This window comes from Duganella lactea (assembly GCF_009857505.1).
GTDB lineage: Bacteria > Pseudomonadota > Gammaproteobacteria > Burkholderiales > Burkholderiaceae_D > Rugamonas > Rugamonas lactea.
In genome coordinates this window covers 78620-96955 of record NZ_WWCP01000016.1, presented here as the reverse complement: position 1 = coordinate 96955, position 18336 = coordinate 78620, and the positions used below count along the sequence as shown (strand labels likewise).

The following is an 18336-nucleotide window of genomic DNA, read 5'->3' as shown; positions in this document are numbered from 1 at the left end:
CGCTTGCTTGTGTGGATGGCGATGAGGTCAGATTGAGGAGATCAGCTTGGCTCCGCAAGCAGCCTTGTCGCCATCGTAAGCAAGGGCTTTGCCGTGATGGTGCCTGTCGCTGGAGGCGACCTGTATCGGGAAGTTGCCTTTGCATTGAGGGCACATCGTTAAGTCGCCATCCACCGCGACCGCTTTCCCAAGCGCTTTCAGGGCTGGTTGGGCAGCGATTACCGTGCCGCCGTGAGTGGTCTTGTCGCCTACCACCCGTACTCTTCCGCGTGGAAAGAAGTGGACAATTAAATCATATGGTTCGTCATACTTTTCTACTGGTACCTTGGCTATATACAACCTTGCATCACTAACGCTTTCATAGTTTCCCTTTGCGATCTCAGCATCGTTCGCGTGGGTCCAATCTTCGACTCCCCATCTGATTTCAACAGTGAGCCCAGGTCGCCATTTTACTGGCAGCATTGCGCAGCAAAGTATCGAACCACCACCGCCCTCTCTCCCAACGGTGTCTCCTCCGTATTTATCGACATAGAACTCCGAAATCATGTAGCCACGTCCAAGATGCTGTACACCGGTGATCGACACTGGAGAAAAATCATCGTTGCGGGATCGGGATGAAATCTCTGCGTATCCAAACCACAGCGCGGTTCCGAATACTGCGGAGAGTATCGACAGGATCAAATATTTTTTCATGGTTCAGCGCTCTGCCAACAAGGTGCTTGCTATGCGATGCAGGTCCTTGCGGCGCAAAACGGGATCTGTCTGTGCCAGCACGTTATCTAGCGCTACGTGATGTAACAGACGACCATCAGTATCAAAAACGGCGCGAACCAATAGCACCAACTCGGTGTCTTCAACGTGCCCCGCAGCGATCCACATTTCCCGCGCACGATGGGCATACTCGAATGCCGTCGCTGTTGAATAGTCAGCGTGTTTTCCTGGTCGCATTTTGCGCAAATTTGCAAGAATTTGATCTGTCTTCATTGCGCGCCCTAATAAAGCGATTTGATCATTACTCAATACCAGTGGAAGCCTGGGGCCGCGGGCCACCTTGTCCGCCACCTCGCGCTGCATCTGCTGTTCGGCGGCGCCATGCATCCAGCGGCTGCGGGCGAACAGGCCATCCACGCGCGCGGCCAGCGCCTTGGGCAGGTTGTTCTGCGCCATTACCTGCAAAGCGGTGACGACGAAGTCGCGCTCCTCCGGTGGGTGCTGGTCCACCTCCGGGTGCTCGGCCAGCGTGAAGTATTCGCCGGCGCACAGGTCGCGCACGCTGCCTTCGCCATGGAAGCATTTCGATTCGTAGTCGTGCCGGCTCATGCGCAACTGTCCGAAGCGGAACAAGTCTTCGTGGTCGTCGCCGGCGTGCGGCGGCAGGATCTGGTAGTCGTCCAGCGTGGCGGCCAACTCGTTGCCGTTCACGCCCTGGTTGATGCCGCTGCGGGCGTCCACCAGCATGAAGTCCCTGCCCTGCGGGTTCATGTAGTCCCAGCTGTGGCGCGTTACCGTTCCGGGCTGCAGGCTGCGCACGGCGCTCCAGGCGGTGATGGTGTCGCGTTCCTCCGTCCCGCTGTCGCGGTGATAGCGGATGGTGCCGGCGGCGTTCCGGCGCAGACTGTCGGCGTTGTTGAACAGCACCAGCGTGTGGGCATCGCCGTCGGCGCGAATGTACCAGCCGATGCCGCGCCGCTTCAGCAGGCGGCGGATGAAGGCGGCCTCCGATTCGTTGTGCTGCATGGTGAATTCGCGCTTGGGGTAAGTGCGCACGTGGAAGGCGTCGTCGGTCTCGTGCTTGAAGCAGATGCCGAGCACCGGGCTTTTGTGCCGCCATTCGTTGAGGATGCGCTGGACGATTTCGATTTCGTCCATGTTGCGGAACACGCGCGTGTTGCTGCGCTTTTCCAGGATCGCCAGCGCGTCGCGCAGCACCAACTGATAGCTGGCCAGGCCGCCGTCGCTGTCGCCCGAGCTGGCTTCGGTGACGATGCCGCACACGCTGCGCAAGTCTCCCTGGTCGGTAACGAGTTCCAGCACCGCCGACACGGCGATCAGTTGCTTCAGCGGTAGCTGGGCGTTGCCGGACACGCACAGCACGCGGTATTCAATACCGCCGCAGATCGTCTCGGCGCCGTAGACGCGTTGCGGCAGCAGCATGTCGTCGTTGGCGCCGCCGGCCAGGTCGAGCCGCAGCCGCAGCGGGCGGTTGTCGGTCACCAGTTCCTTGGCCAGTGTCATGAAGCTGAAGAAGTCCTCATCGCTCTCCACAGTATCTCCCGTTCGCCACGCGGCAATGACGAGCCACGCAAGTCTGGGATGATGTCACGACGGTTTAAAGCATTTTTTGAGCTTGCGCAATCCTAAGCACAGTCACGTGACGGTCGCAGTTGCCGATACTGCGTCGGCGTCAAGCCGGTGGTCGCCTTGAACTGCCGTGTGAATGCCGAGTGATCGCCGTAGCCGCAGGCCTGGGCGATTTCCGCCACACTGGCGGCGCCGTTCAGCATGCGCGAGGCGGCGTCCACGCGCGTCTGGATGATCATCTGGCGCGGCGTCAGGTGGAAGATGCGCAGGAAGTAGCGTTCGATCTGCGCCACCGACATATTCGCGATGCGCGCCAGCTCCGGCAACTGCAAGGGCTGGCCATACTGCTCATGGATCACATGCACCGCCGCCGCCACCTTGCGGTAGGCAGGGTTCTTCTTGTCCGCCATCGCCAGGTCGCGCGAGATGCCGGTCAGGCCGACGATGCGACCCTGCGCATCGCGCAGCGCGTGCTTGCGCGTCAGGCACCAGCCGGGATCGCGGTTGGGATACAGGTGCAGCTCCAGCTGGTCTTCAATCTCCGCCTCGCCGGCCAGCACCTGCAAGTCCTGCGCCTGATAGGTCTGGCCGAAGGGATGGGCGAACACTTCGGCCGGCGTGCGCCCGATCAGCGCCGATTTGTGCCGCTGGCCGCAACGCTGGACCAGCGTCTGATTGACCACTACATAGCGCCCCTCGACATCCTTGACGAAGAACACGACGTCCGGCAGCGCGTCGAACAGGCCCTCCGCGAAAAAGGGATCGGCAATATTTGCGCCCATGCCACGGCGCGCGGCGTGATTGTTGTCGGATTCGGTATGCATACGGTTCATTGTGCACTACTGTGCAGATTTCGTCACCCATTGTGCGTAGCCCGTGCAAGACAGCGCGGGGCGCCCGGCCTAAGATTTATAGCATGAAAAACATCTCCATCATCGATTCTCATACCGGCGGCGAACCTACCCGTCTGGTCACCGAAGGCGGTCCTGACCTCGGCGCCGGTCCACTCAGCGAGCGCGTGACACGGCTGCGCGCCGACCATGACCACTTCCGCTCCGCCGTAGTCTGCGAGCCGCGCGGCTCGGACGTATTGGTGGGCGCCCTGCTGTGCGAGCCGCACGCGCCGGATTGCGTGGCGGGCGTGATCTTCTTTAACAACGTCGGCTATCTGGGCATGTGCGGCCACGGCACCATCGGCCTGGTGGCTTCGCTGGCCTTCATGGGCCGCATCGGGCCGGGTCGCCACCGCATCGACACGCCGGTGGGCGTGGTGGAGGCGGAACTGCACGAAGACGGCAGCGTCACCGTGGACAACGTCGCCTCCTACCGCAGCCGCGCCGCCGTCACCGTCGAGGTGCAGGGCATCGGCCCGGTGACTGGCGATATCGCCTACGGCGGCAACTGGTTCTTCCTGGTGGCGAATCACGGTCTGGAACTGGGCGTGCGCAATGTGGAGGCGCTGACCAGCTACACGGTGGCGGTGGCGCAGGCGCTGGCCGAGCAGGGCATCACCGGCGACAACGGCGCGGTGATCGATCATATCGAACTGTTTGCCGATTCGCGCACCGGCGCCGACAGCCAGAGCTTCGTGCTATGCCCCGGCAAAGCCTACGACCGCTCGCCCTGTGGCACCGGCACCAGCGCCAAGCTGGCCTGCCTGGCGGCCGATGGCAAGCTGGCCGAAGGCGCGACCTGGAAGCAGGAAAGCGTCATCGGCAGCGTGTTCGAAGGTTCGTACCGCGTGCGCGACGGCCAGCTGCTGCCGAGCATTCGCGGCAAGGCCTGGGTCAATGCGCAGGCGCAGCTGATCCTCGATCCGACCGATCCCTTCGTCTGGGGCATACGGTGAATAATGCCGAAGTGATCGTCATTGGCGCCGGCATCGTCGGCGCCGCGTGTGCGGACGTGCTCAGCGAGCGCGGGATGCGCGTGGCGATCGTCGAGCAGGACATCGCCGGCGGCGGCGCCACGGCGGCCGGCATGGGCCACCTGGTGGTCATGGACGACAACCCGGCCGAACTGGCGCTGTCGGCCTACTCGGTCGCGCTGTGGAAGGATCTGGTGGGCGATCGTCCGCAGCGTCACGAATACAGCGGCTGCGGCACCATCTGGGTGGCCGCCGATGAAGAGGAAATGGAGGCGGCGCTGGCCAAGGCGCACACGCTGGCCGGCCATGGCGTGCAGTGCGAGATGCTGACGCCCGCCACGTTGTATGCGCGCGAGCCGCAATTGCGCGCCGGCCTGGCCGGTGGCTTGCTGGTCAAGGGCGACGGTCTGGTATATCCGCCCAAGACCGCGCGCATTCTGCTGGACCGCGCCATACGGCGCGGCGCCGTCACCAAACGCGCCACGGTCACGGCGATTGAAGATCACGGCGTGGTGCTGAGTGACGGCACGCGCCATCAAGCGCAGCACATCGTGCTGGCCGCCGGTGTCCGTTCCGGCGCCCTGCTGCCCGAGCTGCCGCTGCAACCGAAGAAAGGCCACCTGGCCATCACCGACCGCTATCCCGGTTTCGTCAAGCACCAGTTGGTGGAGCTGGGCTACATCAAGAGCGCGCACGCCGCTAGTGGCGACTCGGTGGCGTTCAATCTGCAGCCGCGGCCTACCGGACAAATTCTGATCGGCTCCTCGCGCCAGTTCGACACCGTCGATCCGGCGGTGGAGCCGGCCATGTTGCAACGCATGCTGCAGCACGCCGCCACATTCACGCCACGTCTGGCGGATCTGAACGTGCTGCGTACCTGGACCGGCTTCCGCGCCGCCACGCCGGACGGCCTGCCGCTGATCGGCCCTGGCGCCACGCGGCGCGGGTTGTGGCTGGCCACCGGCCACGAAGGTCTGGGCATCACCACCTCGCTGGCGACGGCGCAACTGCTGGCCGCCCAGATCCAGAATCAAAAAACGCGCATCCCGCTTGCGCCGTATCTACCGGGACGCTTCCATGCCTGACCAGATCACCATCAGCATCAACGCCAACCGTATTAGCGTGGCACCCGGCGTCACCGTGGCCGCGGCCATCGCCATGGCCGGCCACCTCGTCACCCGCCGCTCGGTCGGCGGCGCCATGCGCGCGCCCTTGTGCGGCATGGGCGTTTGCCAGGAGTGCCGCGTCAGCATCGATGGCGTTCCGCACCAGTTGTCGTGCCAGACTCTATGCGCCGACGGCATGCGCGTCGTCACCGCAATCGAGGGAACGATATGAAGTACTTCGACATTGTGGTGGTGGGCGCCGGTCCGGCCGGCTTGGCGGCGGCGCATGCGGCGGCGGCGCAGGGCGCGCACGTCGGCATCATCGACGACAATCCTTATCCGGGCGGTCAGATCTGGCGCGGCGCGCCCGACACGCAGTCGGATCCGCGCGCGCCGCAACTGCTGGGAGAACTGCGCGGCTTCGAGAACGTCGAATTCCTGCCGCAGACGCGCGTGATGTACGCGCCGCAGCCGCAGCACCTGCTGGTGCAGACGCCCAGCACATCGAACACGCTGCAATACAAACAGTTGATCATCGCCACCGGCGCGCGCGAGCGCCTGCTGCCCTTCCCCGGCTGGACGTTGCCCGGCGTGACCGGCGCCGGCGGCCTGCAAGCGCTGTCCAAGGGCGGTTATCCGCTGGAAGGCAAGCGCGTGGTGGTGGCGGGCAGCGGCCCGCTGCTGCTGGCCGCCGCCGCCACGCTGAAGGGCAAGGGCGCGCACATTGTCGCCATCATCGAGCAGGCCGCCACGCCGGCGCTGCTGCGCTTCGGCCTGGGCCTGCTGGCGACGCCGTCGAAGATCGCGCAAGCGCTGCAACTGAATGCGCAGCTGCGCGGTGTGCCTTACTGGCGCAACAGCTACGTGCATTCGGCACAGGGCGAGCGCGCGCTGCAATCGGTGCAGGTAAAGCGCGGCTTTGAGCAGGAACTGGACATCCTGCAGTGCGACTATCTGGCGTGCGGCTACGGCTTGCTGCCCAACGTGGAACTGGCGCAGGCGCTGGGCTGCGCCACCGTCGCGCGCGATACGCAGACGGTGGTGCAGGTCGATGAATGGCAACAGACCTCGGTGCCCGGCGTCTACTGCGCCGGCGAAGGCACGGGCGTGGGTGGTGTCGATCTGGCGTTGGCCGAGGGGCACATTGCCGGGCTGTCCGCCAGTGGTCTCAAGGAACAGGCGCGCGGCGTGTTTGCAGCGCGCACGCGTTGGCGTAAATTCGCCGAGCGGCTGGGGCGTTCATTTGCGCTGCGTCCGGAGTTGCGCACGCTGGCCAGCGACGATACCATCGTCTGCCGTTGCGAAGACGTCTGCCACGGCGACCTGCGCACGCAGACTTCGTGGCGCAGCGCCAAGCTGCAGACGCGCTGCGGCATGGGGCCATGCCAGGGACGCATCTGCGGCGGCGCCACCGAAGTGCTATACGGCTGGCGGCCGGACGCGGTGCGCCTGCCGATCTCGCCCACACGCATTTCCAGCATCATCGATTAAGCAAACCGCCCAGCGTTAATGGCGCTCGATGGTCGAGCCGCGCACGATCAGTCGCGGCGCGATCGTGGTGGTGTTGGGCGGCGCTTTACCGGCCAGCGTATCGATCAGTTTCTCCATCGCGTCGGTCCCCATGCGTTCACTTTGCAGATCGACCGTGGTCAGCGCCGGCGAAGTGTATAAACCGTATTCAATATTATCGAAGCTGGCCACCGACAAGTCCCGCGGCAGCGTGAAGCCCAGTGCCTGCGCCGCCTTCATGAAGCCCAACGCCATCAGGTCGTTGTAGCAGATCAGCGCATCCGGATGCGCCGCGCCGCGCATGATCGCGGAGCACATGCGCTCCCCTTCCGCCGCCGTCGGCGCCCCGCCTTGGTGGATGCTCAGTTCCAGCCCATGCGCGGCCAGGCATTCACGGATGCCGCCGATGCGCTCCTCATCGCGCCGCGAGCGTGGAAAACTCAGGTAAGCAATGCGCGTATGTCCCTGCACTAGCAGATGGTGCGCCAGCAGACCGGCGCCCTGGTGGTCGTCGCTGATCACCCATGGAATCGGCAGCCGCGCCAGGCGGCCGAAGAACACCAGCGGCTTGCCCAGCTCCGTCATCCAGTCCATGTCCTGCTCCGCCATGCGCGAGAAGACGAGCATGCCGTCCACGCGGCGGCTCAGCGCTTCCAGCGACTGGCGCTCGCGGTCGGGGTTTTCCTCCGTGTCCACCAGCAGCAGCGTGTAGCCGTGCGCCTGCGCCACGCGGTTGGCGCCCTTGACGATGCTGGCGAAGTGCGGATTGCCGATGTCCAGCACCGACAGGCCAATGCTCTTGGTGCGGCCGGTGATCATGGAGGCGGCCAGTGGATTGGAGCGGTAGCCCAGCTTCGCAATCACTGCCGTGATGGTCGCTTCCACCGCTGGCGAGAAGCGCTGCGCACCGTTGACAAACTTGGAGACGGTCGCCGTTGAGACGCCGGCGGCGGCGGCAACGTCACGGATGGTGGCTACATTTTTTTTCATGTCAAGACGGTCGGAATGCTTGGCGCATGGCGCGCCAAAGCGACAATCTTATCATGGCGGCATCATGCCTCAGTCGGCGCTGAAGCGGAAGCTGGTCCGGGAACGGAATACCTGGCCAGGATACAAGACCGTGCTGGGGAAGGCGGCGTGGTTGGGGCTATCCGGCAGATGCTGGGTTTCAAACGCGAACGCGCCGTAGCGCTGGTAGCCCACGCCCTCGCTGCCGATCTCCGTGCCATTGAAGCCGTTGACGGTGTACAGCTGCACCGACGGCTCGCTGGTGCTGACTTCCATGCGACGCCCGCCACCGGTGATCACCGCCACCCGCGCGTACTCGCCCACCGGCTTGGCAAACACCAGGCTATGGTCGTAGCCGCCGGGGACCGACGGCAACCGCGCGTGCACGCTGGCCGCGCTGCGGAAGTCGAACGGCGTGCCCGTCACATCGAGCAGCGCACCGGAGGGAATGCGCACCGCGTCGGTTTCCAGATAGCGGTCGGCGGCGATCTGGAACTGATGGCCTTCCAGCGTGTTGGCCGCCGCGCCGGCCAGATTGAGGTACAGGTGATTGGTCAGGTTGTGCACCGTCGGCGCGCTGGTCGTGGCCTGATATTCGATGCGGAATTCGTCGCTGTCGCGCAGCAGGCGATAGGTGACGCTGATGTCCATCGCGCCGGGGAAGTTCTGGTCGCCGTCCGGGCTATGCAGGCGGTAGACGGAGCCGATCGATTCCTGGTCGCTGAAATCGGCGCGCCGCCATACGCGCTTGTCGTAGGGCAGCGGGTCGCCGTGGATGGCCATGCCCTTGCTGTTGGCGACCAGCTGCACGGTCTTGCCATCCAGCGTGTAGCGCGCGTTGGCGATGCGGCCGGCATAGCGGCCGATGATGGCGCCATAGCGGCCGCGCGTGCGTTCAAACGCGGCGAGGTCCGGCAGGCTGAGAATGACGTTGCGGCGCTGGCCCGCCGCGTCGGCCACCTCGGCCTGGATCAGCGTGGCGCCGTAGTCGATATACGCCAGCTTCATGCCGCGCGCATTCTCCAGCGTCACCTTGTCGACCTTCTGGCCGGCCTGCGTGACGCCATACGCCTCCACCTGGATGCCGGGAGCAGCCAGTGCGGAGGCGCAGGCCGCGAGCGACGCGGCCAGGAGGGGCCAGCGCATCACAGGTCGGTGATTTCCTTGTGGCGCGGAACCAGCGCCTTCATCACCGACCACGCCGCCAGATAGGCCACGGCGCAGATGCCGAACATGATCATGTAGCCGGTGTGGATATCGTTGATGGTCTTGTAGTAGTCGAACACCCAGCCACCGAGCTTGGTCAGCGCGACGCCGCCGAGGCCGCCGGCCATGCCACCGATGCCGACCACCGAGGCCACCGATTTTTGCGGGAACATGTCGGACACGGTGGTGAAGATATTCGCCGACCAGGCCTGGTGCGCCGAGGCGCCGATACCGATCAGCAGCACCGGCACCCAGTAGCTGATCGCCCCCAGCGGCTGCGCCAGCAGCACCACCAGCGGGAAGAAGGCGATCACCAACATGGCTTTCATGCGGCCATCATACGGCGCATAGCCGCGCGCCATGAAGTAGCTCGGGAACCAGCCGCCACCGATCGAACCGATCATCGTCATGCTGTACAGCACGGCCAATGGCAACACGATGGCTTCGCCCTTCATGCCGTACTGCGCCGACAGATAGGTTGGCAGCCAGAACAGGAAGAACCACCACACGCCGTCGGTCATGAATTTGCCGATGGCGAAGGCCCAGGTCTGACGATACTTCAGCAGCTGGAACCAGGAGACCTTGTTGGCCGGCGCCGCCGCGCTCGGTGCCACAGGCGCGGCCGAGTCGCTGCGGATGTAGCTCAGTTCGGCGGCCGACAGGCGCTTCTGCTGTTCCGGCTTGTCGTACAGCCACAGCCAGAAACCCATCCACAGGAAGCCGATCGCGCCGATGACGACGAAGGCGGCCTGCCAGCCCCAGGCGGCCGCCAGCAGCGGCACGGTGATCGGCGCCAGGATGGCGCCGACGTTGGCGCCGGAATTGAAGATGCCGGTGGCGAAGGCGCGTTCCTTTTTCGGGAAGTATTCGGCGGTGGCCTTGATCGCGGCCGGGAAGTTGCCGGCCTCGCCCACCGCCAGCACCGCGCGGGAAATCATGAAGCCGACAATCGACGGCACCGCCATCACGCCAAAGATGGCCAGGAAGGACACCGCCATCTCGCCCATCGGCACCGAGAAGGCGTGCAGCAGCGCGCCCAACGACCAGATGACGATCGCCACCACGTAGGCGGCCTTGGTGCCGATCTTGTCGACCACGCGGCCGGCGAACAGCATCGACACGGCGTACACAAACTGGAAGGCGGCGGCGATGTTGGCGTAGTCGGTATTACTCCAGCCGAACTCCGCCGATAAGGAAGGCGCCAGCAGGCTCAATACCTGGCGGTCCAGGTAGTTGACGGTGGTGGCAAAAAACAACAGGGCGCAGATGGTCCAGCGGTATTTACCGACGGATCGTCCCACCGCTTGCGCATTTACAGGCTCGCTCAGGTTCATGGCATCACTTATTGTGGTGTTTATGGTGATGATCTCTCGGTCTCCACGAGATCATGCTTAGTCGTATGTCATCGTACAACCATAGAATACGTTAGGCAAGCAGAATGTTGTATGACAACTCAATCGGCTTTGGTCCTCAGCAAGGCGATCAGGCTGATCAGCGCGGCGGCCGACAGATAGTAGCCGACGTACTGCAAGCCATAATGGGTCGCCAGCCAGGTGGCCGCATACGGCGCCAGCGACGCGCCCAGGATGCCAGCCAGGTTGAAGGTCAGCGAGGCGCCGGTGTAGCGCACCTCGGCCGGGAACAGTTCGGACAACATCGTGCCCAGCGGGCCATAGGTCAGCCCCATCAGCCCCAGGCCCAGCGACAGGAACACCGTCACCTGCACGCTGCTGCCGGAGCCGAACAGCGGCCCCAGCGCCAGGCCGAACACGGTGATGGCGGCCGAGACCCAGAGCAGCGTGCCGCGGCGGCCCTTGCGGTCGGCCCAGATCGCCGAGAACGGAATCGTCAGCGCGAAGAACACCACCGCGATCAGTTGCAGGATCAGGAAGTGCTGGCGCGAGAAGTGCAGCGCGGTGGTGCCCCAGCTCAGCGCGAACACCGTCATCAGGTAGAACAGCACGAAGGTGGCCAGCGCGATCAGCGTGCCCAGCACCAGCGGCCCGCGGTGCTGCCGCCACACCGCCAGCACCGGCACCTTGACGCGCTCGTTCTTGTCCAGCACCTTCTGGAAATCCGGCGTCTCATGGATTTTCAGACGGATGTACAGGCCGACGATCACCAGCAGCGAGCTGGCCAGGAAGGGAATGCGCCAGCCGTAGCTGAAGAACTCGGCGTCGCTCAGCGTCTCGCTCAGCAGCAGGAAGATGCCGCCCGACAGGAAGAAGCCGATCGGCGCGCCCAACTGCGGGAACATGCCGTACCAGGCGCGCTTGCCCGGTGGCGCGTTCTCGGTGGCCAGCAGCACCGCGCCGCCCCACTCGCCGCCCAGGCCCAGCCCCTGGCCGAAGCGGCACAGCGCCAGCAGCGCCGGCGCCAGCGTGCCGATGCTGGCGTAGGTCGGCAGCAGGCCGATGACGATGGTGGAGATGCCCATGGTCAGCAGCGCCGCCACCAGCGTCGCCTTGCGGCCGACGCGGTCGCCGAAGTGGCCGAACACGGCCGAGCCGACCGGCCGCGCGAAGAAGGCGATGGCGAACGTCGCCAGCGATTGCAGCGTCGCGGCGGCGGGATCGCTGGCCGGGAAGAACAGCTTGGGGAACACCAGCACCGCGGCGGTGGCATAGATGTAGAAATCGAAGAACTCGATGGTGGTGCCGATCAGGCTGGCAAACAATACGGTGCCGGCCGAATTGGTCTTATGCTGACTCATGCTGGGCGCTCCTGCAGTGGGGTGTGCGGGCCATCATACACAGCCCCTTGCAGGATTGCCAAGCTTAGTCAGGGGTCTATTTGCGCAAAGCCCACCGATAAATCGTCGGCGCGTAGCGGCCTGACCACGCGCGCCTTTTCCTCGCCGTCCAGCAGGAAGATAAAAGTCGGCCACAGTTTGACACGGAACGAGCGGCCCAGTGGCCGGCCGGGGCCGTCCTCGACCTTGTAATGGGTCACGCCCTCGCTGCCGGCGAACGCTTGCTGCAACGGCGCTTGCGCGGCCATGCAGTGGGGGCAGCCGTTGGTGCCGAATTCCAGCAGCACGGGGCCGGCCTGGCCATCGATGTCGGCGCGCTGCGGCGCCTCGGGAATGTAGCTGGTTTTCATTGGGATCTTCATTTCCCTTTCTTCAGTTGTTTGCACGGGTCGTCGCGTTGCTGCGGCGCCAGACGCTGGATGCTGTCGTAGCGGCCGCCGTTGTCGGCGCTCTCGACAAACCCGACGCTGCGCACCGTCAGCGCCGGCGTCACCTGGTGCAGCCAGTAGCCCACGCCGATGTCCTTGCGCACATGGCCGTTGCCGGCGATGAGCACCACATCCTTGGGCTGCTGATCGCGCACGATCTTGGCCATCCAGATATCGCGCGCCACCTGGGCGTTGACCAAGCCACCGATCATCATCTCCGGCAGCATATTACAGTGGCCGACCTCGATTTCCTGCTGCTGCCCGGCACGCACCACCTCGGGCAAGGGCTGCTCCAGCCGGTAATCCTTGACGCTCCGCGGATCGAAGCTCGACTTCACGCCATCGCGCACCACGCGCGAGGCGTCGGCGCGCGACAGGTTGCCGGCCACCAGCGGCAGATGGTAGGTCAGCGCCAGCTGAATCACAGGATAATACAATTGCCATTCCCAGCGCGCACCGCCGGCCACCTGAATCACGCACTGCGCGTCCAGGCAGTTTTTCTGCGCCTTGTCCAGCAGGTCCTGGTTCTCGCGGTCGAACTGTTCCATGACGATGGCCGGGCGCCAGCCGGCCTCCACCCGCTGGCGCAGCAGTTCGTAGCGCAGCTTGTGGCCCTGGACGTTGTCATGCACCTCGCCCAGCAGTAGCACCTGCGGATTGGTCGGTCCCAGCAAGTCCGCCGCCGGCGCCGATGCCGGCTGGCCGCCGCCACTGGCGCACGCGGCCAGCAGCACCGCCGCCGCCAGCGGCAGCAGGCCTTTGTAATTGAATTTCGTCGGTTGAACGCGCATAAATCATAATCAAGAGTTGACGGAGCGCCGTGCTCCCTGTCGATGCGGACATTTTAGTCGTTAGGCGGGCAAACGGCTATCCGCGTGCAGCGCCGTCTCGTCCACCGGCGTCACACACGGCATGCGCAACACGAAGCTGGCGCCCTGGCCCAGCACGCTGCAGACGGTAACGCTGCCGCCGAACTGCTTGGCCATCAGGTTGAACACGATATTCAGGCCGAGGCCGGTGCCGCCCTGGCCGCGCCGCGTGGTGACGAACGGGTCGAACACCTTGTCCAGCATGTCCGGCGCGATGCCCTTGCCGTTGTCGGTGACCTTCATTTCGATCCAGTCGCCCTGTTGCGTCACGCCGATGACGATGCGGCCCTCGGCGTCCGGCTCGAACGCGTGCTCGACGCAGTTGAGCGTCAGGTTGGTGATGACCTGCGCCAGCGCGCCGGGATAGCTGTCGAGCATGATGTCCGGCGGGCAGACAATGCTGACCTCGATCTGGGTCTTCTTCAGCTTGGGCTGCAGGCTGGACACCACCTCGTTGATGTAGTCGCGCAGCTCGAAGCGACGGCGCGCCTCGCTTACCTGGTCGACCGCGATCTGTTTGAAGCTGTGGATCAGGTGCGCCGCCCGGTAGGCGTTGTTCATGATCAGGCGCGTGCTTTCCGACGCCGTTTCCAGATAGCGGGTGATGTCGGATTTCTTGATGTTGCCGCCCTCGACCGACGCCTGCACTTTCTCGGTGGCCTCCAGCAGCACCGAGGCGCTGGTCAGCGCGATGCCGACCGGCGTGTTGATCTCGTGCGCGACGCCGGCCACCAGCCCGCCCAGAGAGGCCAGCCGCTCGGCCTGCAGCAGCGACTCCTGCGTGCGGCGCAAATCATCCATCGCCTTGGCGGTGGCGGCGGCCGACTGGCGCGCCTCGTCCTCGGCCTCGCGGATGCGCAGGATGTTGGATTTGATCTTGCGCTGGATGGCGTTGAAGCCGCGGATCACCTCGCCCAGTTCGTCCTGGCGGTTGTCCGGCAGTTCCTCCACCTCGTCGCTGCCGCGCGTGGCCAGGTCGAACAGGCCGTCGCGCAGCCGCTTCAGCGGATCGAACACGATGCGCAGCGACAGCGCCAGCGCCGCCACCAGAATCAGGTCCAGCAGCAGCACCTCGATGACCTTGCGCCGCACCTCGGCCGCCAGCGTGGCGTCGATTTGGGCGCGGCTGAAATTGACCACCACGCGACCGACGATGACCGGCTTGAGCGCCGCCCCGGCCGCGCCGGAATCGCGGTAGGCCAGGTCGGCCACCACCGCCGAGCCACCGACGGCGGCGTCGTTCTCGATCGAGGTGACGCTGCCGTTCTCGTTGCGCAGCTTGCCGGAGAACAGGCCGACCGAGGTGTCGTAGACGCGGATCGACACCAACTCGGGCGGCATCATCTCGGCGGCGACGATGTTGTCGACCTTGGCCTTGTCCAGGTCCCACAGCGCCGACGGCAAGCTGGTCTGCAAACGCGTCAGCACGCCCTGGCGCAAACGCTGGCTGCTGATCTCCAGTTCATGGCCGAGGCTGTACTGGGCATAGGTGCCGGAGATGCCCAGCACCAGCGTCACGATGACCACAAAAAGCAACGTCAAGCGGCCTTGAATCCCAAACATCTAGCAATCTCCCGACAACACGTATTTGAAGGCAACGTCCCAATGTACGGTATGGGCTGCATCTTGGCAAGACAATGGTAAGATCAGAAAATATAGTGCAGAAGCAACGAGGGAGACGTCATGACTGGCAATTATCACCAATTGACACTGGCGGAGGTGCGCCCGGGCATGGTCCTGTCGGACGAGCTGCTCGATGTGCAAGGCCATGTGCTGCTGCCGCAGGGCACGGTGCTGACCGAGGCCATGCTGGCGCTGATGCCGCGCCACGGCATCGAGGTGCTGCCGGTCCTGAAGGACGAGGTGACGCCGGCCATGGCGGCGGCCACGCTGCGGCACCACGAGGAACGCATCGCCCATCTGTTCCGCAAGAACGACGCCGACAGCGACAGCGACTGGGCCACCGCCACCCTGCGCCGCTTCGTCACCGACTTCCGCCTGGGTGTAGAGGAGACGCCGGAACATGAGTAATACGCTGAGCTACGACGACGTGGTGCGCACGCTGGACGATCTGCCGTCGCTGCCGGCGGTGGTGATGGAACTGTTGAACAGCATCGACCAGGAAGACGTCGACATCACCGTGCTGGCCAAGAAGGTCAGCCACGACCAGGCGCTGACGGCCAAGACACTGCGGCTGGCCAACTCCTCGCTGTACGGCTTGCAAGTCAAGGTGACCACCATTCAGCAGGCGATCACCTACCTGGGCTTCCAGACCACGCGCAACCTGATCACCGCCGCCGCCGTGACCGGCTGTTTCGCCGAGGGCCATTGCCCCGGTTTCGACCACAAGGCCTTCTGGCGCCATTCGATCGCCACGGCGGCCTGCGCCAAGGTGCTGGCGCGGCAGATGCGGTTTAATCAGGATTACGCGTTCACGGCCGGCTTGCTGCACGACATAGGCCGGCTGGTGCTGGTGTCATGCTTCCCGAACCAATATTCGGAAGCCATTCATTACCGCGAGCAACACGACGGCTACCTGCTGGACGCCGAGCGCACGGTGCTGGGCGTGACCCATGTCGACGCCGGCATGGCGCTGGCCGAACACTGGAATTTTTCCGACACGATGCGGCTGGCCATCGGCGGCCACCACACGCCGGAGGCGCCGGGCGCGGGTTTTCTGGCGACCATCATTCATGTGGCCGACGCCATCGTGCACGCGCTCGATCTGGCGCAGGTCGAGGACGACCTGGTGCCGCCCGTGTCCACCGTGGCCTGGACCGCGCTGGGCCTCGATGAGGAAGTGTATCTGCAGATCTTCCGCGAGACGGAGTTGCAGTATGAAGAAATCTCGATGGTGCTGCTGAGCTGAAGCGAGGCTCCCGCCGGAACGGGCTCAGGCTCGAACCGGCGGGATGGCGCGCAACGCGCGCATCAATGGTGCGCCGCGCTTCCGGCCTGGACCTTGTCGGCGGTTGGACGATCTTCTGGTTTCGGACGGCCTTGCGCGTCGGACAGGCGGTACTTGGTGCGGCGGTCGCCCATCAGGTCGCGCAGGTCGCGGATGCTCATGCCGGTCACTTCGTGCATGCGGATCAGCAGCGAGGCGCCGACCGGCAGACGGTGGTGACGGATTTTGCTGATCACCGGCGGCGCGACTTCCAGCAGGCGCGACAGCGCGGCGTCGTTTTTCAGCTGCATCTTGCCGAGCAAGATATCCAGCAGGTGGTTAGGGTTGTAGCTTTCCTGGGATGCGAGAGCATGATGTGCCATGATAAATTTCCTCGTTGGTTGGGGTGATCAAATAGTGCTGGTTCGAACTTAAGCAAAACTTAGAAACTTTCAACATAGTTCTGCATCGGCGTGATTGCCTTTCAAGCAAGATACCAGTGCACACCGCGCTAAGATTGTTTGACATCAATCAGTGGCTAGAAACCTTAGCAACAATGTTATTTCATCACATGGGCCCAGAGGGTGTCGCACGCAAGAACTTGTAGGCAATTGTTACATAAAGCAAGTTCGGCGTCGGCGCCGCTGTGACGCGAAGGCAAGCAAAATCAAGTTCCCCTTGCGGCAAATACGATAAACTACCGCCTGTGCCGCCACCGCGGCCCCTCTCTCGACAAAGCATCCATTGAAAACCAAAACTCCAGTCCAGCCGCACTACTTCGTCCCGGAGCCGCTCGATAACGCGCGCCTGGCCCATCTGTGCGGCCCGCTCGACGAAAACCTGCGCCAGATTTCCTCGGCGCTGGACGTCACCATTTTCCGTCGCGGCGAGAAATTCATCGTCAGCGGCCACAACGCCGAGCGCGCGGTCGCGATCCTCGATCACTTCTACGCCATCGCCAACAAGATCGTGCCGATCGAGGAGGTGCAACTGGCGCTGGTCGAACAGCGCGCCAGCATGCACGCGGGCAACGCCGCCGCGCTGGCGCCGGAGACGCCTGAGGCGTCCGCCACAGCCTCGCCCGCCACCGCGCGCGCCGCCAGTCCGCGCCAGGTGGCGCCGGTGCCGGCCATCGAGATCGACATCAACAGCCCGGTGCTGAAGACTCGCCGCGCCGACCTGCGCGGCCGCACGCCACACCAGATCCGCTACCTGCGCAACATTCTGGAACACGACATCAGCTTCGGCGTCGGCCCGGCCGGCACCGGCAAGACCTATCTGGCGGTGGCCTGCGCGGTCGATGCGCTCGAGCGCGATGCCGTCAAGCGCATCATCCTGACCCGTCCGGCGGTGGAAGCCGGCGAGCGCCTCGGCTTCCTGCCGGGCGATCTGTCGCAGAAGGTCGATCCCTACCTGCGTCCGCTGTACGACGCGCTGTACGACCTGCTGGGCTTCGACCGCACGCAGAAAATGTTTGAAAAGCAGGTGATTGAAATCGCCCCGCTGGCGTATATGCGCGGCCGCACCCTGAACCACGCCTTCGTTATTCTCGACGAGGCGCAGAACACCACGGTCGAGCAGATGAAGATGTTCCTGACCCGCATCGGCTTCGGCAGCAAGGCGGTGGTGACCGGCGACGTCACCCAGGTCGACCTGCACAAGAGCCAGAAGAGCGGCCTGGTGGACGCCATCCAGGTGCTCAAGGAAGTGCGCGGCATCGCCTTCAGCCACTTCAACAGCGAAGACGTGGTGCGTCACCCGCTGGTGGCGCGCATCGTCGACGCCTACGAAACCGCCCATAACCACGAAGCGGAAATCGCTCCCCTTCTCAAAGCCACGGCGCTTAAAAATGTCCGCAAAAAATAAACTGACGCTGACGGTGCAGTACGCCGACCCGCGTCTGCAGGAAAGCATTACCCGTCCCAACATCCGCAAGTGGGTACAAGCCGCGCTGTTCGCCCCGGCCGAGCTGACCATCCGTTTCGTCGACGCCGGGGAAGGCCAGGCGCTGAACCGCGAATACCGCGGCAAGGACTACGCCACCAATGTGCTGACCTTCGCCTACAACGAAGGCGAGGAAGAATTGCCGGAAGACGCGCCGACCCAGGCCGACATCATCCTCTGCACCGACGTGCTGGAGCAGGAGGCGGCCGAGCAAAAGAAAACGGTGGAGGAACACACCGCTCATCTGATCGTCCACGGCGTGCTGCACGCCCAGGGCTACGACCACATGGACGACGAGGAAGCCGCCGAGATGGAAGGCATCGAAACCGAAATCCTGGCGCAACTCGGCTACGCCGATCCTTACGCCGATTGAGGTATGATAGGGCTGTCTTTTTGACAAAAGCGGTCCTGACTTCCCATTTGGTGTATCCTATACCCCTTCGCAACAACCGGCTCACG

Annotated in this window: 19 protein-coding genes; 8 read left to right on the top strand and 11 right to left on the bottom strand. The window is 64.3% G+C overall.

Annotation, left to right across the window (positions count from 1 at the left end; all coding sequences use genetic code 11):
• Window positions 1-27: 27 nt before the first annotated feature.
• From GTP44_RS14720 to GTP44_RS14710, 3 genes are all read right to left on the bottom strand, one after another.
• Window positions 28-693: a DUF3304 domain-containing protein gene (locus GTP44_RS14720; protein ID WP_229256917.1), complete on the bottom strand. Its 666-nt coding sequence runs from the start codon at window positions 691-693 to the stop codon at window positions 28-30.
• A 3-nt stretch (window positions 694-696) separates the two neighbouring features.
• Complete coding sequence (locus tag GTP44_RS14715; protein ID WP_371867225.1) at window positions 697-2265, bottom strand: type VI secretion system Vgr family protein; 1569 nt, start codon at window positions 2263-2265, stop codon at window positions 697-699.
• Between the two features lie 92 nt (window positions 2266-2357).
• A complete protein-coding gene (locus GTP44_RS14710; RefSeq protein WP_160992159.1) occupies window positions 2358-3134 on the bottom strand; it encodes an AraC family transcriptional regulator in 777 nt (258 codons plus the stop codon).
• 83 nt (window positions 3135-3217) lie between these two features.
• Here GTP44_RS14710 and GTP44_RS14705 point away from each other — a divergent pair, with 83 nt between their 5' ends.
• From GTP44_RS14705 to GTP44_RS14690, 4 genes are read left to right on the top strand one after another with little or no spacing between them, the layout of a single operon-like run.
• Window positions 3218-4150, top strand: a complete 933-nt coding sequence (locus GTP44_RS14705) for a 4-hydroxyproline epimerase (protein WP_161020009.1) — start codon at window positions 3218-3220, stop codon at window positions 4148-4150.
• On the top strand, window positions 4147-5253 hold the full coding sequence (locus tag GTP44_RS14700) for an NAD(P)/FAD-dependent oxidoreductase (RefSeq protein ID WP_161020008.1): 1107 nt from the start codon (window positions 4147-4149) through the stop codon (window positions 5251-5253). The genes GTP44_RS14705 and GTP44_RS14700 overlap by 4 nt, the downstream gene beginning before the upstream one ends.
• Window positions 5246-5506 (top strand): (2Fe-2S)-binding protein, encoded by a 261-nt coding sequence (locus GTP44_RS14695; RefSeq protein WP_160992156.1) that lies wholly within the window; start codon window positions 5246-5248, stop codon window positions 5504-5506. The genes GTP44_RS14700 and GTP44_RS14695 overlap by 8 nt, the downstream gene beginning before the upstream one ends.
• Entirely contained in the window at window positions 5503-6765 is a 1263-nt protein-coding gene (locus GTP44_RS14690) for an FAD-dependent oxidoreductase (protein ID WP_161020007.1), read from the top strand. Before GTP44_RS14695 ends, GTP44_RS14690 begins: the two co-directional genes overlap by 4 nt.
• A gap of 15 nt (window positions 6766-6780) precedes the next feature.
• On the opposite strand, the gene GTP44_RS14685 is transcribed toward GTP44_RS14690, so the two are convergent.
• From GTP44_RS14685 to GTP44_RS14655, 7 genes are all read right to left on the bottom strand, one after another.
• Window positions 6781-7773: a LacI family DNA-binding transcriptional regulator gene (locus tag GTP44_RS14685; protein ID WP_161020006.1), complete on the bottom strand. Its 993-nt coding sequence runs from the start codon at window positions 7771-7773 to the stop codon at window positions 6781-6783.
• A gap of 69 nt (window positions 7774-7842) precedes the next feature.
• Window positions 7843-8937: an aldose epimerase family protein gene (locus GTP44_RS14680; protein ID WP_161020005.1), complete on the bottom strand. Its 1095-nt coding sequence runs from the start codon at window positions 8935-8937 to the stop codon at window positions 7843-7845.
• Window positions 8937-10331, bottom strand: coding sequence for an MFS transporter (locus GTP44_RS14675; protein WP_161020004.1), 1395 nt, complete (start codon window positions 10329-10331; stop codon window positions 8937-8939). Before GTP44_RS14675 ends, GTP44_RS14680 begins: the two co-directional genes overlap by 1 nt.
• 119 nt (window positions 10332-10450) lie before the next feature.
• Window positions 10451-11710 carry an MFS transporter gene (locus tag GTP44_RS14670; RefSeq protein WP_161020003.1) on the bottom strand — a complete coding sequence of 420 codons (1260 nt, stop codon included), beginning with the start codon at window positions 11708-11710 and terminating at the stop codon, window positions 10451-10453.
• A 68-nt stretch (window positions 11711-11778) separates the two neighbouring features.
• Window positions 11779-12099 carry a thioredoxin family protein gene (locus GTP44_RS14665; protein ID WP_160992187.1) on the bottom strand — a complete coding sequence of 107 codons (321 nt, stop codon included), beginning with the start codon at window positions 12097-12099 and terminating at the stop codon, window positions 11779-11781.
• Between the two features lie 8 nt (window positions 12100-12107).
• Window positions 12108-12968, bottom strand: a complete 861-nt coding sequence (locus GTP44_RS14660; protein ID WP_160992150.1) for a ChaN family lipoprotein — start codon at window positions 12966-12968, stop codon at window positions 12108-12110.
• Window positions 12969-13028: 60 nt separating this feature from the next.
• A complete protein-coding gene (locus GTP44_RS14655) occupies window positions 13029-14609 on the bottom strand; it encodes a sensor histidine kinase (RefSeq protein WP_161020002.1) in 1581 nt (526 codons plus the stop codon).
• A gap of 120 nt (window positions 14610-14729) precedes the next feature.
• Between GTP44_RS14655 and GTP44_RS14650 the strand changes: the two genes are divergently transcribed.
• Together GTP44_RS14650 and GTP44_RS14645 are read left to right on the top strand one after the other, a co-directional pair.
• Window positions 14730-15077 (top strand): hypothetical protein, encoded by a 348-nt coding sequence (locus GTP44_RS14650; RefSeq protein ID WP_161020001.1) that lies wholly within the window; start codon window positions 14730-14732, stop codon window positions 15075-15077.
• A complete protein-coding gene (locus tag GTP44_RS14645; RefSeq protein WP_161020000.1) occupies window positions 15070-15915 on the top strand; it encodes an HDOD domain-containing protein in 846 nt (281 codons plus the stop codon). The genes GTP44_RS14650 and GTP44_RS14645 overlap by 8 nt, the downstream gene beginning before the upstream one ends.
• Before the next feature lie 62 nt (window positions 15916-15977).
• On the opposite strand, the gene GTP44_RS14640 is transcribed toward GTP44_RS14645, so the two are convergent.
• On the bottom strand, window positions 15978-16316 hold the full coding sequence (locus GTP44_RS14640; protein WP_160992146.1) for a hypothetical protein: 339 nt from the start codon (window positions 16314-16316) through the stop codon (window positions 15978-15980).
• A 361-nt stretch (window positions 16317-16677) separates the two neighbouring features.
• Here GTP44_RS14640 and GTP44_RS14635 point away from each other — a divergent pair, with 361 nt between their 5' ends.
• Together GTP44_RS14635 and ybeY are read left to right on the top strand one after the other, a co-directional pair.
• Complete coding sequence (locus tag GTP44_RS14635) at window positions 16678-17799, top strand: PhoH family protein (RefSeq protein ID WP_161019999.1); 1122 nt, start codon at window positions 16678-16680, stop codon at window positions 17797-17799.
• Window positions 17783-18250 (top strand): rRNA maturation RNase YbeY, encoded by a 468-nt coding sequence (gene ybeY / locus GTP44_RS14630; RefSeq protein ID WP_161019998.1) that lies wholly within the window; start codon window positions 17783-17785, stop codon window positions 18248-18250. The genes GTP44_RS14635 and ybeY overlap by 17 nt, the downstream gene beginning before the upstream one ends.
• Window positions 18251-18336: the final 86 nt, after the last annotated feature.